Here is a 14,079-nt window from a genome sequence, read left to right as displayed (position 1 = left end):
CTCATCCCGGAGACGGCGTCCGCGCCGTTTCCGGTCAGTGACTTCAGGCGGACGGGAACACAATGCTGCAACAAAAGCGATGGCGCTTTGCCATTCTGGCAATCCTACCGACTCTGGCGATTTTTGCCTGGGTGCGCATGTACCCAATCGTCGAGACATTGCGGCTGAGCCTGCATCAGTGGAACATCCTGTCGAAGAACAAACCGTTCGTCGGCCTGGCCAACTTCCGCGAGCTCTTTCACGACCAGCTCTTCCTGAACGCCCTGACCAACACGTCGATTATTGCTTTCGGCGTGGTCATTCTCACGGTCCCCACCGCCATGGTGATCGCCGGGCTCATCCACCACCGCACGCATTCGCGCTTCTCCGGTTTCTACGAAACATCGGTCTTCATTCCGCATGTGGTGTCGCTGGTGCCGGCGGCAATGGCCTGGAAATGGATTTTTGACGCCAAGCTCGGCCCACTCAACGCTCTGCTCGAATTTTTTGGAATTCCGGCGCAGGCCTGGCTTTTCGATCCCGTTCTTTCGGTGATCTGTATCATCATCCTGTGTTCCTGGCAGGCGCTCGGCTATGCCGTGCTGATCTATCTGGTCGGCTTCAAAAACCTCCCGGTCTCTCTCTTTGAAGCGGCCAAGCTTGATGGCGCATCCGGCGTACAGCGCTTCTGGTTCGTCTCGGTGCCGATGCTGAAGCCCATCACGCTCTATGTTTCCGTCGTTACGCTGATCTCGGCCTTCAATGTCTATGCGCAGGCTTTCGTTCTTGCCTCGGACTCGCAGGGCGCGCCCGGCAGGCAGGTTCGGGTTCTGGTGCTCGACATGCTCGAAAACAGCTTCCGCAATTACCGCGTCGGCTATGCGGCGTCGGAGGCTGTGGTGCTTCTCTCCATCGTTCTCGTTCTGACACTCATCCAGTTCGGCCTGCTCAGGGAAAAGGGGCGGAAATGACACAGACCATCGCCGCCTCCAACGCGCACCCGAAAGCCGGCGGGCGCATGAGAACCAAGGGCAAGCTCATCGACTTTTCCATCGATGTGTTCCTGTTCGGCTTCTCCATCCTGATGATCCTGCCGCTGGTGTTCCTCGTTTCGAACGCCTTCAAGACACCACAGGAAATGCTGGCCTGGCCGCCGCGCCTGATCCCGTCCGATCCGACGCTGGAGAATTTCCGCTCGGTGCTGGCGGACACACCGCTGCCGCTCTGGATCTTCAACAGCGTCGCCTTCTCCACCCTTTCCATGGTGGCGATTGTGATCACCTCGGCCATCGCCGGTTATGTGCTGGCCAAGTTTCCGTTCCGCTCACTCAACATCATCTTCATGTTGATCCTCGCCACGGCTATCGTGCCTTTCGAGGTGTACATGATCCCGCTCTATTTCCAGGCGCAGGCGCTGGGCGTCCTCAATTCCCTCTGGGGTCTGCTGCTTGGCTATCTGGTCATGAGCTTCGGCATCTTCCTGGTTCGCCAGAACGTGATGCACTCCATTCCAGACGAATTGCTTGAGGCAGCGCGCATTGATGGGGCCGGCGAGTTCTGGATCTTCTGGAAGATCGTGCTGCCGCTGCTGCGCGGCGCGCTCGGGGCGCTCGCCGTTCTCGCCTTCTTCCAGGCATGGACCTCCTTCGCCTGGCCGATGATCGTGACGACGACACGCGACAGCTACACGATCGAGGTTGGCCTCGCCCTCTTCCAGACCGGCTTTACGGTCGATCTTGGCCGGTTGAGCGCAGCGTCTGCGGCCGTGCTCGTGCCCTCCATCACCCTGTTCGTGATCCTGCGCCGCAACTTCGTGCAGGGCGTCGCCAGCACGGGGATGAAGGAATGACCGCCGAGAACGCCTTCTTTCAGGAAGCAGCCACCCGCTACGCATCGGCAAATGCCGGAACGCTTGAGTGGATGCTGGACCGCCCCGCGCTCAGGGCGGGCTTCCTGAACACCAAGATGAACAGCCTGACCCTTGCCGATTATGGCGAGGCCGACGGGCTGCGCGGGCCGGACTACACCTATGGCTGGATTCAGGGGCGTGGTCTTGAAGCGCTTGTGAGCCAGGCCGCGTTTTTCGAGACCCGTGACGCAGCGCTTTCTCAGCGTCTCGATGAGGCCGGGCGCGCACTCTTTGGGCTCCTGAAAGAGCTGCGGGGGCGCGATGGCCATGCCTATTTCCGCTACGATGCCGGGCTTCGGCCTGTCCGCGCGGCAGACGATGGTGCGGTGACTGCTCAGGAACCGGCAGGAGACGTGTTCACCTATTCCGACGCATTCACCGCCAAGGGGCTGGTGGCTGCAGCTTCGCGCTATGCCCCCGAAGAGCTGCCACAACATCTGCGCTATCTCGCCGATGTGATTGCGGCAATCGAGGATGGCCGCTTCCAGATGGGTGAGGAAGAGCCTCTGGGCGGCGAAGCGCTGGCCTGCGAACTGGATGATTTCGGGCCGCGCATGATTCTGCTCGGCGCTGCCGGCATGCTGGAACGCTGCGGCCTCTCGGACCACACCGCCTATGCGCAGCGTTTCATCGATCATGTCATCAAGTACCATCTAGACGAGACAACCGGATTGCTGCGCAATGTGCCCGGCGGCGATGACTGCAATGTCGGACACGGGATCGAGTTTGCGGGCTTTGCGCTGGAGCACGCGCCCGTTCGCAACAACCCGGCGCTGGTCGCCACGCTGGAGCGCATCCTGATCGCTTCGTTTCGGGCAGGCTTTGCCGAAAGCGGGCTGCATCTGACCGTCTCGGTTTCTTCCGGCGAAAAGCTCACCCCTTACCGGCCATGGTGGTCGCTGCCGGAAACCATCCGCACCGCCGCGCTCTGCCATCAGCTGACCGGCAGCGCCGACAGCCTCGCCATCTGGCAGCAGGCGGACAGCGCTTTCTTCGAATATTACTGGCGCGGTGCGCCGGCCATTGCCTACCAGACCCGGACGGCGGATGGCCCCACCGACTATGTGCCCGCCACGCCAGATCTGGACCCCGGATATCACACCGGTCTGAGCCTTCTTGCCGCAATCCGCGTTGCAGAGGCTCTTTCAACGTCACACCCCGCTTACGCCTCGAGGTAACAATGGCTTCAGTCGACATCCAGGATGTCCGCAAATTCTACGGACAGCTCGAAACCATCAAAGGCGTATCCGTCGACGTGCCGGATGGCGCGTTCGTGGTTCTGGTCGGACCTTCCGGCTGCGGCAAGTCCACTCTTCTACGCATGATCGCTGGTCTTGAGGACATTTCCGGCGGCACGATCAGCATCGGCGGACGCGTCATCAACGATGTGGAGCCCAAGCACCGCGACATCGCGATGGTGTTCCAGAACTACGCGCTTTATCCGCACATGACGATTGCCGAGAACATGGGCTTTTCGCTCAGGCTCGCCAAACGTCCGAAAGACGAGATCGACCAGCGCGTGCGCGAAGCCGCCGGCATTCTCGGCCTCGCCGATTATCTCGACCGCTATCCGCGCCAGCTCTCCGGCGGTCAGCGCCAGCGCGTCGCCATGGGGCGCGCCATCGTGCGCAATCCGCAGGTCTTCCTGTTCGACGAACCGCTTTCCAATCTGGACGCCAAGCTGCGCGTGCAGATGCGCGCGGAGCTCAAGGACATTCACGCGCGGCTGAAAACCACCACGGTCTATGTGACGCATGACCAGATTGAGGCCATGACCATGGCTGACCGGATCGTAGTCATGCGCGACGGCATCGTGGAGCAGGTCGGCGCGCCACTGGACCTTTACGACCGCCCGAACAACACATTCGTGGCAAGCTTCATCGGCTCTCCCTCGATGAACCTTCTACAGGGCATCATTGCCGATGGCGGCAAGAGCGTTCGCGTCGAAGCCGGGGCGGAACTGCCGTTCGAAGGCGCGCCGCCGGCAGTCGGCAAGGTGGTCTACGGCATCCGGCCGGAGCATCTTCACCTGGCGGACGATGGCCAAGGGTTCGAGGCCGTTGCAACCAATGTCGAGCCGACGGGCTCTGAAACGCTGGTCCAGGTTCGCGTCGGAGACCAGATCGTTTCGGCCCTGCTCCGCGACCGCGTGAACATACGTGCCGGCGACACCGTACGCCTTGGCGTGCAGGCAGACAAGGCGCATCTGTTCGATGCAGAGACAAGCCAGAGGCTCGGCTAAACCTTGACGGCGCACCGCCTCGTTATCGAATTTGCGACCCTCCGCGACCCGGAACTGGGCCGGTACATCGAGCAGAATGTCGCCTTCCCGTCCAGCATGGTGGACCGCATCGTTCCGGCGACCACGGATGCCGACCGCGAGCGTGTCGCACAGGCGCTGGGCGCGGAAGATGCATGGCCCGTCGTGACCGAGCCCTTCATGCAATGGGTGGTTGAAGACAATTTCCCGATGGGCAGGCCCGCCTGGGAGCGCCATGGCGTCGAGATGGTCACCGATGTCGCCCCTTTCGAAGAGATGAAGCTCCGGCTTTTGAACGGCGCGCATTCAGCCCTCGCCTATGCCGGGCAACTGCTCGGGCAAGAGACGGTGGCGGATGCCTTTGCCGATCCGGTTATCCATGGTTTCGTGAAGGGTCTGTGGCGGGAAACTGCCCGGACGCTCTCCGCCCATGCCGGCCTGATGCCCGACGAATACACCGCGCGGCTTGCAGATCGTTTCGCCAATCCGGCGCTGCACCATCGCACGGCGCAGATTGCCAATGACGGCTCCCAGAAACTACCGCAGCGCTTCATCAGTCCACTGCTGGAGCGGCTGGATGCCGGCGGAGATGCGCCGCATCTTGCAGCCGGTGTTGCACTCTGGATTGCAGCACTCGCCAACAGAGGCGAGCCGCGCGCCTTCACCGATCCGCTGGATGAGACGTTGAAAGCGGCCATCGCGAACACAGACAACACTGCCGACACCGTCGCCGCTGTTCTTGAAGCGGCCCGTTTCGACGGGATCGACCGATATCTGCCCGCCGTCATCGAAGCCTGTCAGCGCATCTCGGATGATGGCGTTTCGGCGGCCCTTGCCCATTACGCTCGAGGAGACATCACCCAATGAAAGAGACCTGGCGCTGGTTTGGCCCGGACGATCCGGTGACGCTCGCCCATGTGCGGCAGGCGGGTGCGACAGGCATCGTCACCGCCCTGCATCATCTCAATGACGGCCGCGCCTGGCCGCAGGACGAGATCGACAAACGCCGGCACGAAATCGAACAGGCCAGCCTCGAATGGTCGGTCGTGGAAAGCGTTATCGTGCATGAGCATGTCAAAACGCGCAGCGGTGATTTCCGGACCTTGATCGACAATTACAAGACCTCGATCCGCAATGTCGCCCGCGCCGGCGTGCGCACCATCTGCTACAATTTCATGGCCATCACCGACTGGACGCGCACGGATCTCGACTATCCGATGCCACATGGCGGAACGGCGCTGCGCTTCGATGCAATCGAGTTCTGCGTCTACGATCTCTTCATCCTCGCGCGTCCGGGCGCAGAGGCGGATCACCCGGCCGAGCGCGTGGAGGCCGCGCGCGAGCGCCTGAAAACGATGAGCGAAAGCGATCTGGCGCGGCTGGAGCGCAATCTCATCGAATGGGTGCCGGCCCGTGAATTCGTCTATGACCGCGAGAGCTTCCGGCGCATGCTGGATACCTATCGCGACATCTCGGCCGATGGCCTGCGCGAAAATATGGCGGCATTCCACCGGGAGATCATGCCGGTCGCGGAGGAGGAAGGCGTGGTCATGGCGATCCACCCCGATGATCCCCCGTTCCCGCTGTTCGGCCTGCCGCGCATCGTTTCAACGCATGACGACCTCAAGGCGCTGCTCGATGCCGTTCCGTCCAGGGCAAACGGCCTGACCTTCTGCACCGGCTCGCTCGGCGCGAACCCGGCAAACGACCTTCCGGCCATGGCGAAGGCGCTTGGGCCACATATTCACTTCGCGCATCTGCGCAATGTGAAGAGGGAGCCGTGCGGCTCGTTCCATGAAGCAGAGCATCTGGACGGCGATACCGACATGATCGCCGTGGTCGCCGCCCTACTTGATGAAGAAAGGCGGCGCGGCGGGCAGATCCCCATGCGTCCCGACCATGGGCACGCCATTCTGGACGACCTCGGCAAGCGTGTGAATCCCGGCTATTCCGGCATCGGCAGGCTGAAAGGGCTGGCCGAACTGCGCGGCGTGATGCGGACACTCGAATACGGCCGAAGCTGAAAATGCCGGATGACGCCATACAGGGCGGCGCTTCGAAAAAAGTTAGCCGCCCTATTCAAACGAAGGGCGCGCTCTTCGACCAGATGGATAAGCTCTCCGGTGGTCTCGATGAAACTGTTGGGGTTCACTTCGCCCGGGGGCGGGGGGCTGCCGGGTCAATCAACAATCGATAACTTGCCTACAATCTGGAGCATCGCGGAAAGGTCGCCGCGATGTTCCCAAAGCCCAGCACACAGGGCGCTTCAAGTCTGCGGCTGTGAAGCTGCTTCCAATTCCGGCCCCGAGATGGATGCAAGCCCGGTCAAAAGCAGCACGATCAGATCCGCCTGCCGATGGGTGCCCGTCTTTCCAAAAAGATTGCGCAGATGAAACGCGACCGTGGTGGGTGACACGGCAAGATCCTGAGCGATCTCATCGGTTCGCCGACCATGCGCCAGAGCGCGCGCGACCTGCGCCTCTGTCGGTGTCAGGTCAAACAGCTTGGCAAGCAGTTCGTCAGGAACCGCAGGCCGGCGCTCGGGGTCGGAGATGAACACCACCGCCTGCGCATCTCCATTCATGGCCTCGCTTGTATCGGGCAGCGCGCAGGCCGTGAGCAGAAAGTCGCGCTGACCGGAGAGGCGCGGCACCGACAGGCTCGAAAGGTGATCCCGGCCAAGCCGGGCAGCCTCGCAGGCCTCGGCCAGAAACGACTTCATCTCAGCCGCGAGATTGGAGGAGGCAGGCCGAAGCGCCCTGTCGATGACCAGACCGTCGCCGGCCCGGTGAATGGCCTGCGCCGCGCGATTGGCAAATGCAACACCAGAGCCCGACACCAGAACGACACCGAAGGAGAGAAGATCGACAACGCGCCGCATGCCGGCAGCCGTGCCGGCGCGTGCGTCGGTCAGCGCCTGACGCATTGCGTCCAATTCGCGTCCCGCGCCCTGTCCCAGTCGCTCCACCTGTCGCAGCCGCGCCTCGATGGTGGCAAGCATCAGGTCGAAGTCGATCGGCTTGACCAGATAATCATCAGCGCCCGCACGCTTGCCATTGATGACGGCGTCACGCTCGTCAAGCGCCGTCAGAAACACGAAAGGCACATCCGCCAGACCGGGATGGCTGCTGCGCACCGCTTCCAGCAGTCCATAGCCGTCCAGTCGCGGCATGGTGATGTCGCAGAGAATGAGATCCGGGCGGCTTGTCTCCAGCATGGCGAGCGCTTCGCGCCCGTCTCTGGCCGCCAGCGCCTCATAGCCGGCGATCCCGAGTTCATCGATGATGTCCTGCCGCAGATGGCGCTCATCCTCGACGCACAGAATAATTGGTTTCGATCCGTTGCCTGCCATTGCCGCCCGTGTTCCCCCTTCCCTGTCGCCAACCCATAGAATGACATGCGTGAGCCTCCGACGACACCCCGTCAAGAATGACGCGCCCGTGCATCCATGCCGCCTGTCCAACCGGTTGTGTTCGAAAGCCTCCGGCATATCCCCGTTCAAACGAAGGGGGCGCATCTTCCCTATCGTCAATAGTTTTTGCAAAACTGATTCAACCGTCGGAGAGACAAGGGAATGTGGGATTTTTCCATAGGGCGCGCATTGGGGCTGATGGCCCGGACAATGCCGTTCATTGTGCTGCGGATGGCGGTCTATTTCGGCGCTGCCGTGGCCTATGTTCTCGTCACCGGTGTCGGCGCCGGCGTCGGCTGGGGCATCGGCGGGTTCGGTGATCCCGACTTTCAGGCGACGACGACCATGTGGGGCGGCGTCATCGGCTTCGGCGTGGTCGCGGCGGTGATGTATCTGCTGCGGGAATATGTTCTCTATGTCGTCAAGGCCGGCCATATCGCCGTGCTTGTGAAATTGCTCGACGGGGAAGAACTGCCCGAAGGACGCTCGCAGGTTTCCTATGCCCGTGAGGAAATTTCGCGGCGCTTTGTACAGGCGAGCGTGCTTTTCGGCATCGATCAGCTGGTCAAGGGCGTGCTGCGCGCAATCACCGGGCTGGTGCGCGGCATGGTGAGCATTCTGCCGATCCCGGGCGCACAGCAGTTCGTTTCGATCATTCACGCCTTCCTGCGCATTGCGGTGGGTTTCATCGATGAAGTCATCCTGGCATTCGCGATCCGCACCAATTCCGACAATGCCTGGGAATCCGCGCGGACCGGGCTGGTGCTCTACGCCCAGAACTACAAGCCGATGCTCAAGAACGCGGCCTGGCTGGCGCTCATCGTCTACGGGCTGTCCTTCGTCGTCTTCCTCATCATGCTCGCGCCTGCGGGCCTCGCCGTCTATCTCATTCCCGGCGCATGGTCGGCCGGTGGCGTTGTCTTCGCCCTGCTTTTCGCATGGTCGGTCAAGGCGGCGCTGCTGGAGCCATTTGCCATAACCTGCATGATGGAAGTCTATTTCCGCACCATCAAGGGGCAGGTTCCGGACCCTGCCTGGGAAGCAAAGCTTGAACAGCTTTCGAAGAAATTCTCCAGCCTCAAGGAGAAGGCCGCGTCCTATCAGCCGCCGCGCGCCAACCCCGATCCGGCGACCGCGAACGGCTGACCTCCCGCGGCAGCGCCATTCCGGGGCGTCCACAACACGCTGGACGCCCCGGAGCATCATTTCGGCCCGCGCCAAACCTTCACCCCTTCATCACCCACGCCTGCTAACCGGTCTCTCAGCGGATCAGACTTCGCTCTTGCAGCCATCGGCCCTTGAACGCGCGCGTCCTTGAGAGTTTGATGGTGCGGGGCGGTGAAACGGGGGAACACCAATGTCGCAAAACACTTTCGCCGGCATGGCTGGCGCTTGCGAAACGCGGTCGGATGCATCGCGGACAGGGCAGATCAGAAGACTTGCGCGCATCGCGCTTCTCGGCGCCGGGCTTGTCGCGTTCCTGCCGCCAGCCCTTGCCGGAGAAGACAATCTGTCCTCCCCGACCGGAGATGTGGTGCTGACGGTGACCGGCAGTATCGAACGTACGAATGCCGATGATACAGCGCTCTTTGACGAGGCCATGCTGGCGGCGCTGCCGCAGAAATCCGTCGAGACAACAACGGTTGTGACCGACGGGGTTCGCCGCTTCGACGGTTTCCTGATGCGCGATCTGCTCGATTATCTCGGGGCGCACGGAGAAACGGTGACGGCAAGCGCCATCAACGACTACATCATCGACATTCCCATGGAAGATTTCTCGCGCTTCGATGTTCTCGTCGCGACGCATATGGACGGCCAAAGGCTCCAGCCAAGCGACAAGGGTCCTCTGTGGATCGTTTATCCGCGCGACGATCACGACGCATTGCAGGACATCCGCTATGACTATCGCTGGGTCTGGCAACTCGTTCGGCTGAACGTGGAATGAAGCGCGGAAGCGACCTCTTCGCCTATGTCACGGTTGGCGTCACGATCCTCGCCTTCGCGGTGCTGCTGGTCTTCGCCCTCATCCGCCTGCTCGACACCGAGGCGGAGATACGGCGCAGCCAGGGCGACAACATGCTGTGGTCCATATCGCAGGCGCAATCGGCCGCGTTGCTGCTTGATGTGGCGGTCTCGCAGAAAAGCTCCATTCCGGATAGCGAGGTGGATATCGCGCGGCGCTATGACGTGCTCCTGAGCCGTCTCGCCCTTCTCACCGAAGGTCCGCAGGCACGCTATATGGAAGAACTGGGCATGGGAGAGAGCCTTGCCCGGCAGGACAGCGCCATCCGGGCACTGGAGACCGAGTTACACACGCTCTCCCTCGGCGACGCCACGGTGGCGCTCTCGATACACGAACTGCTTGAAACCCTCAGTCGGGATCTCGGTCGCGCCGCCAATCGCTCCATGGTCAAACACTGGGATGCAACCGGCGCGCGCCTCGACAGGCAGCAGGCGGCCATCATTCAGGTCATCGTGTCGATCCTGGGGATCATCGCGCTCGGCATCTTCCTGTCGGTCATGATGCTCCGGACCATGGCGGAGAGACAGCGCATTCGCATGTCGCTCTCGCGCGAGCGCGAAAGCGCAGAGCTATACCGCAGTTTCGTCGGGCTGGTGTCGCATCAGTTTCGGACCCCGCTTGCCGTGATCGATTCTTCCATGCAGCGCATTCTGCGCAGCGGCGACGCCATGGACCAGGCCGAGATCGAACGCCGCGCGCTTCAGGTACGCTCGGAGGTGCGCGATCTGACCAGACTGATCGAGGCAACGCTTGAGGTCATCCGTCTGGATACCGGTCAGGTCGCAATGAAGCCGCGAAACTGCGACATCGCCGCTCTTCTGGAACGGGTAAAAGCCCGCCAGCTAACGGAAACGCCGGATCGGGCCATCGACATCGTGATCGGCGACGAAGTTCCGCCCTCCTTCGTGTCGGACCCGTTTCTGGCGGAGCAGGTTCTGACCAACCTTGTCTCCAACGCCGTCAAATACTCGCCAGAGACCGAGACCGTGCTGATCGGCGTCCGCGCGGAGAACCGGCAGATCTGTTTTTCGGTTCAGGACCAGGGCATCGGCATTCCGGCAGAGGAGCAGGACAAGCTGTTCGGCCACTTCTTCCGGGCGAGCACCGCCCAAGAGGTTCCCGGTACCGGCGTTGGACTGAGCATCTCCGCCCAGCTCGCCGAGCTTCTCGGCGGCAGGCTAGACTTCGTCAGCACCGCCGGGATCGGCTCCACCTTCACGCTGAGGCTTCCCGATGAGTGGCCAGCCGCGCGGGTCTAACGCCCCGGCTTGCCCCTGTATCGCTCGGTGAACTCGGGCCCTATATCGGCTTCTTCATAGGCGCCGATCAGGATGCCCTTGCCGTCGGAACCATTGCGCCCGGCGATGATCTGCGCGTCGGATTTCGTGGTTCGCTGCGAGGGCCTGCGCGCCCATTCCGCAAGGCGTTCCGCCATCATCCGCCGGATGTCCTCATACTCCGCATCATCGCCAAGATCGCGCAGCTCCTGGGGGTCGTTCACGAGATCGAACAGCATGGGGCGGAAACCCTCGACATGCGTGAACTTCCAGCGCTTGTCCGCAACCATGAAAAGCCGCGCCTGTTTGGGCGGCACCCCCAGTTCCTCGGCCATCGAGGTCTGGGAATAATCATACTCCGAGATCACGAAATCCCGCCATTCGGATGGTTCTTCACCGTGGAGGAACGGCATCAGAGAACGGCCTTCCAGCACATGATCAGGCACCTCGCCGCCGGCGAATTCAACAAAAGTTGCCGCCAGATCGATCGACTCGACCAGCGCGTCGCAAACCTGCCCGCGCGTGGCGTCAGCTTTCGCAGAAGGATCGAAAATGATCATGGGCACCTTCACCGACTGCTCGTGGAAGAGATCCTTCTCGCCCAGCCAGTGATCGCCAAGGTAATCGCCATGGTCTGAGGTAATCACGATCATCGTGTCTTCCAGACGGCCGGACCGTTCCAGAAAGTCCAGCAATTGCCCAAGCTGGTCATCGCATTGCTTGATGAGACCCATATAGGCCGGGATCACCTTCTCGCGCACCTCGTCGCGGCGGAAGGCCTTCCCGATCGCGTTGTCCATGAAGGCGCGATAAAGCGGGTGCGGGTTCTGCCGTTCACCTTCGGAACGAACCGGCGCGATAACGTCACGCGCGGAATAGAGGTCGTGATAAGGCGCGGGCACGATGTAGGGCCAGTGCGGCTTGATGTAGGAGAGGTGGCAAAGCCACGGCCTGTCGCCGCGCGACGCGATGAACTCTTCCGCCCGGCGCGTCAGCCAGGGCGTCTCGGAATCCTCTTCCGCGATGTTTGCTGGCCTGTCAGCGTTTTCCATGAACCAGCCGGACGCCATGTCGCCATCGTCATCGACGGCGGAATTGGCGAAGTCATGCCAGGGGTTTGAGCCCGGATAGCCCTTCTCCTTGAGGTAGTCGTTATAGGGCTGCGGACCCGTATCATAGTGGCCGGCCGGCCCCTCACCCCACAGGCCGTCATCACGGACGAAGATGTCGAAGCCGCATTCGGCCACCCGTGCGCCGATGATCGAGTCCCGCGTCAGGCCAAGCCGCTCCATGCCGTCGGCGTCCACCCGCATATGCGTCTTGCCGACAAGAGCCGCATCCATGCCGAGCCGCCTCAGATGGTCGCCGAGCGTGATCTCGCCCACCTTCAGGGGAAAGCCGTTCCAGCTCGCGCCATGGGAATGCACATAGCGGCCGGTGTAGAAACTCATGCGCGAAGCGCCGCACACGGGCGACTGCACATAGGCCCGCGTGAACCGCACGCCCATGGATGCAACCCGGTCGAAATTCGGTGTCTCCAGACAGGGATGCCCCGCGCAGCTCAGATAATCGAACCGCAGCTGATCATACATGATGAAAAGGATGTTCCTGGGCTTACCCGACATGGGACTCCGCTCGATAGACCGTTGACAAAGACAACAAAACTAAACACGATATCGTTGACAAACGCAACGATGTCGAGCGGAAAGCAATGGCAGGCAGCATGCCAGCATCGATAGGACCAGGCGAGACCGTCGCGCTCCATCCACGGATCGGCGACATTCGTGATCTGCTCACCTTCCGCGTCGCCATGCTTGGCGCGGCGGGCGACCGCATCGCGCAGCAATGGCTTGCGACGGAGTTCGGCTTTCGCATCGTGGAGTGGCGGGTGCTCGGCATCATCGCGGCATCCGAGCCGGTGCGCTTCTTCGAGGTCGCCCGCTCCCTGCTCATCGACAAGGGGCAGTTGAGCCGCGTCGTGAATGTGCTGGCGAAAAAGGGGCTCGTGGAGGCGGAACCCGATCCGGACGACCAGAGGACGATCCGCCTGCGCACGACCGGCGAAGGCGCGGATGTGCACCGGCGCATTCTCGCGCGCGCCTTTGAGCGCAACCAGCTTGTCGTGGCGGCGCTGACGCCGGGCGAACTGGAAACCCTGTTTTCGCTTCTCGACAAGCTGCAGCCAATGATGAGCCACCGGGCTGCCCGCCCGGCCGAGGAGGCTGAAACCTGAAACGGGCCTGAAAAACGAAATGGGAGGAAAACATGTTTGGTAAGTTGTTACGCGCAGCGCTCGCTGCAACCGCCGTTCTCGGCGTCTCGATGGGGGCGGCCATGGCCGACTGGCCGTCGAAGCCGATCCAGATCATCATTCCGTGGCCCGCGCCGAACGATCCGTCCACGCTGGTCGCCAACGCAATTGCGCCGGTGATGTCGGATGAACTTGGCGTGCCGGTCAAGGTGGTCAACAAGCCCGGCGGCGGCGCGGTGCTTGGCGCTGCCGATCTGGCGAACGCCCGTCCCGATGGCTACACGATGGGACTGGTTTCCATTGGCCCGATAATCACACAGGTGCTGCGCGGCAAGACGCCATACAAAAACGATGACCTCCAGCCGCTCGGCCTGGTGTGGTCGAGCCCCTTCACGCTGGCTGCGCGCGCCGACGCCCCCTATTCCAATCTCGATGAGCTCGCCGAATACGGCAAGAAGAACGAGCTGCGTCTGGCGCATTGGGGCCTTGGAGCAGTACCGACCCTGATTGCCATGAAAGTGGCAGAAACCGGCGGCTTCGAGTGGAAGGAGACCGCCTATTCCGAATTGAACCCGCTTCTGGTCGTGCAGGGCGATGCCGATGTCATCACCTTCTCAACGCCGGGCCTGACCGATTACATCGACGCCGGCAAGATGAAGATCCTGGCAGCCATGGTTCCCGACCGCCTGCCGGCCTATCCCGATGTGCCCAACGTGTCCGAGCAGGGCTATGGTGACGCCTATTCGATCTGGTTCGGCGCTTTCGTTCCCAAGCAGACCGACAAGGAAATCGTCAGCAAGCTCTCCGCGGCCTTCTTCTCCGCGATGAAGAACGAGAAAGTGGCCGAGGTGATCGAGAATGTCGGCGTCGTGCCGCATTCCAGCGGGCCTGATGAGGCGCGCGCGCGCATGGATCGCGAGCTGGCCGAATTCGGCACGACCATGAAAAATCTCGGGATCATGGAATAG

At 62.0% G+C, this 14,079-nt stretch carries 13 protein-coding genes; 11 read left to right on the top strand and 2 right to left on the bottom strand.

Going from position 1 to position 14,079, the window contains the following annotated elements; genetic code table 11:
- Positions 1–62 precede the first annotated feature (62 nt).
- The 6 genes from DEJ54_RS21105 to uxuA are packed head-to-tail and all read left to right on the top strand — an operon-like array spanning position 63 to position 6,172.
- A complete protein-coding gene (locus DEJ54_RS21105; RefSeq protein ID WP_113156729.1) occupies positions 63–950 on the top strand; it encodes a carbohydrate ABC transporter permease in 888 nt (295 codons plus the stop codon).
- Positions 947–1,828: a carbohydrate ABC transporter permease gene (locus tag DEJ54_RS21100; protein ID WP_204360926.1), complete on the top strand. Its 882-nt coding sequence runs from the start codon at positions 947–949 to the stop codon at positions 1,826–1,828. Before DEJ54_RS21105 ends, DEJ54_RS21100 begins: the two co-directional genes overlap by 4 nt.
- Positions 1,825–3,066, top strand: coding sequence for a hypothetical protein (locus tag DEJ54_RS21095; protein ID WP_113156728.1), 1,242 nt, complete (start codon positions 1,825–1,827; stop codon positions 3,064–3,066). The genes DEJ54_RS21100 and DEJ54_RS21095 overlap by 4 nt, the downstream gene beginning before the upstream one ends.
- Before the next feature lie 2 nt (positions 3,067–3,068).
- Positions 3,069–4,130 (top strand): ABC transporter ATP-binding protein, encoded by a 1,062-nt coding sequence (locus DEJ54_RS21090; RefSeq protein WP_113156727.1) that lies wholly within the window; start codon positions 3,069–3,071, stop codon positions 4,128–4,130.
- A gap of 3 nt (positions 4,131–4,133) precedes the next feature.
- Complete coding sequence (locus DEJ54_RS21085; RefSeq protein WP_371685995.1) at positions 4,134–5,015, top strand: hypothetical protein; 882 nt, start codon at positions 4,134–4,136, stop codon at positions 5,013–5,015.
- Positions 5,012–6,172: a mannonate dehydratase gene (gene uxuA / locus DEJ54_RS21080; RefSeq protein ID WP_113156726.1), complete on the top strand. Its 1,161-nt coding sequence runs from the start codon at positions 5,012–5,014 to the stop codon at positions 6,170–6,172. Before DEJ54_RS21085 ends, uxuA begins: the two co-directional genes overlap by 4 nt.
- A 242-nt stretch (positions 6,173–6,414) precedes the next feature.
- On the opposite strand, the gene DEJ54_RS21075 is transcribed toward uxuA, so the two are convergent.
- Positions 6,415–7,500: a response regulator gene (locus DEJ54_RS21075; RefSeq protein ID WP_162742423.1), complete on the bottom strand. Its 1,086-nt coding sequence runs from the start codon at positions 7,498–7,500 to the stop codon at positions 6,415–6,417.
- A gap of 222 nt (positions 7,501–7,722) precedes the next feature.
- On the opposite strand from DEJ54_RS21075, the gene DEJ54_RS21070 reads away from it, so the two are divergent.
- From DEJ54_RS21070 to DEJ54_RS21060, 3 genes are all read left to right on the top strand, one after another.
- Entirely contained in the window at positions 7,723–8,706 is a 984-nt protein-coding gene (locus DEJ54_RS21070) for a hypothetical protein (RefSeq protein WP_113156724.1), read from the top strand.
- A gap of 211 nt (positions 8,707–8,917) precedes the next feature.
- On the top strand, positions 8,918–9,505 hold the full coding sequence (locus DEJ54_RS21065; protein WP_245447859.1) for a molybdopterin-dependent oxidoreductase: 588 nt from the start codon (positions 8,918–8,920) through the stop codon (positions 9,503–9,505).
- Positions 9,502–10,842: a sensor histidine kinase KdpD gene (locus DEJ54_RS21060; RefSeq protein ID WP_113156723.1), complete on the top strand. Its 1,341-nt coding sequence runs from the start codon at positions 9,502–9,504 to the stop codon at positions 10,840–10,842. Before DEJ54_RS21065 ends, DEJ54_RS21060 begins: the two co-directional genes overlap by 4 nt.
- On the opposite strand, the gene DEJ54_RS21055 is transcribed toward DEJ54_RS21060, so the two are convergent.
- Positions 10,839–12,485 carry an alkaline phosphatase family protein gene (locus DEJ54_RS21055; RefSeq protein WP_113156722.1) on the bottom strand — a complete coding sequence of 549 codons (1,647 nt, stop codon included), beginning with the start codon at positions 12,483–12,485 and terminating at the stop codon, positions 10,839–10,841. The genes DEJ54_RS21060 and DEJ54_RS21055 overlap by 4 nt on opposite strands.
- 98 nt (positions 12,486–12,583) lie before the next feature.
- On the opposite strand from DEJ54_RS21055, the gene DEJ54_RS21050 reads away from it, so the two are divergent.
- Both DEJ54_RS21050 and DEJ54_RS21045 read left to right on the top strand, forming a co-directional pair.
- Positions 12,584–13,093 carry a MarR family winged helix-turn-helix transcriptional regulator gene (locus DEJ54_RS21050; protein ID WP_162742422.1) on the top strand — a complete coding sequence of 170 codons (510 nt, stop codon included), beginning with the start codon at positions 12,584–12,586 and terminating at the stop codon, positions 13,091–13,093.
- Positions 13,094–13,125: 32 nt separating this feature from the next.
- Positions 13,126–14,079 (top strand): tripartite tricarboxylate transporter substrate binding protein, encoded by a 954-nt coding sequence (locus DEJ54_RS21045; RefSeq protein WP_113156720.1) that lies wholly within the window; start codon positions 13,126–13,128, stop codon positions 14,077–14,079.

Origin of the sequence: Nitratireductor sp. OM-1 (genome assembly GCF_003296175.1) — a bacterium.
GTDB classification, from domain to species: Bacteria; Pseudomonadota; Alphaproteobacteria; order Rhizobiales; family Rhizobiaceae; genus Nitratireductor; species Nitratireductor aquimarinus.
The sequence above is the reverse complement of the archived record's forward strand: the minus strand, read 5'-3'. Positions and strand labels throughout refer to the sequence as shown.

What these genes read in the sequence shown, in the direction of transcription:
- DEJ54_RS21055 (WP_113156722.1), bottom strand. Translation starts at nt 12,485, where the DNA reads ATGTCGGGTAAGCCCAGGAACATCCTTTTCATCATGTATGATCAGCTG.
- DEJ54_RS21060 (WP_113156723.1), top strand. Translation starts at nt 9,502, where the DNA reads ATGAAGCGCGGAAGCGACCTCTTCGCCTATGTCACGGTTGGCGTCACG.
- DEJ54_RS21100 (WP_204360926.1), top strand. Translation starts at nt 947, where the DNA reads ATGACACAGACCATCGCCGCCTCCAACGCGCACCCGAAAGCCGGCGGG.
- DEJ54_RS21050 (WP_162742422.1), top strand. Translation starts at nt 12,584, where the DNA reads ATGCCAGCATCGATAGGACCAGGCGAGACCGTCGCGCTCCATCCACGG.
- DEJ54_RS21045 (WP_113156720.1), top strand. Translation starts at nt 13,126, where the DNA reads ATGTTTGGTAAGTTGTTACGCGCAGCGCTCGCTGCAACCGCCGTTCTC.
- uxuA (WP_113156726.1), top strand. Translation starts at nt 5,012, where the DNA reads ATGAAAGAGACCTGGCGCTGGTTTGGCCCGGACGATCCGGTGACGCTC.
- DEJ54_RS21095 (WP_113156728.1), top strand. Translation starts at nt 1,825, where the DNA reads ATGACCGCCGAGAACGCCTTCTTTCAGGAAGCAGCCACCCGCTACGCA.
- DEJ54_RS21075 (WP_162742423.1), bottom strand. Translation starts at nt 7,500, where the DNA reads ATGGCAGGCAACGGATCGAAACCAATTATTCTGTGCGTCGAGGATGAG.
- DEJ54_RS21070 (WP_113156724.1), top strand. Translation starts at nt 7,723, where the DNA reads ATGTGGGATTTTTCCATAGGGCGCGCATTGGGGCTGATGGCCCGGACA.
- DEJ54_RS21105 (WP_113156729.1), top strand. Translation starts at nt 63, where the DNA reads ATGCTGCAACAAAAGCGATGGCGCTTTGCCATTCTGGCAATCCTACCG.
- DEJ54_RS21090 (WP_113156727.1), top strand. Translation starts at nt 3,069, where the DNA reads ATGGCTTCAGTCGACATCCAGGATGTCCGCAAATTCTACGGACAGCTC.
- DEJ54_RS21065 (WP_245447859.1), top strand. Translation starts at nt 8,918, where the DNA reads ATGTCGCAAAACACTTTCGCCGGCATGGCTGGCGCTTGCGAAACGCGG.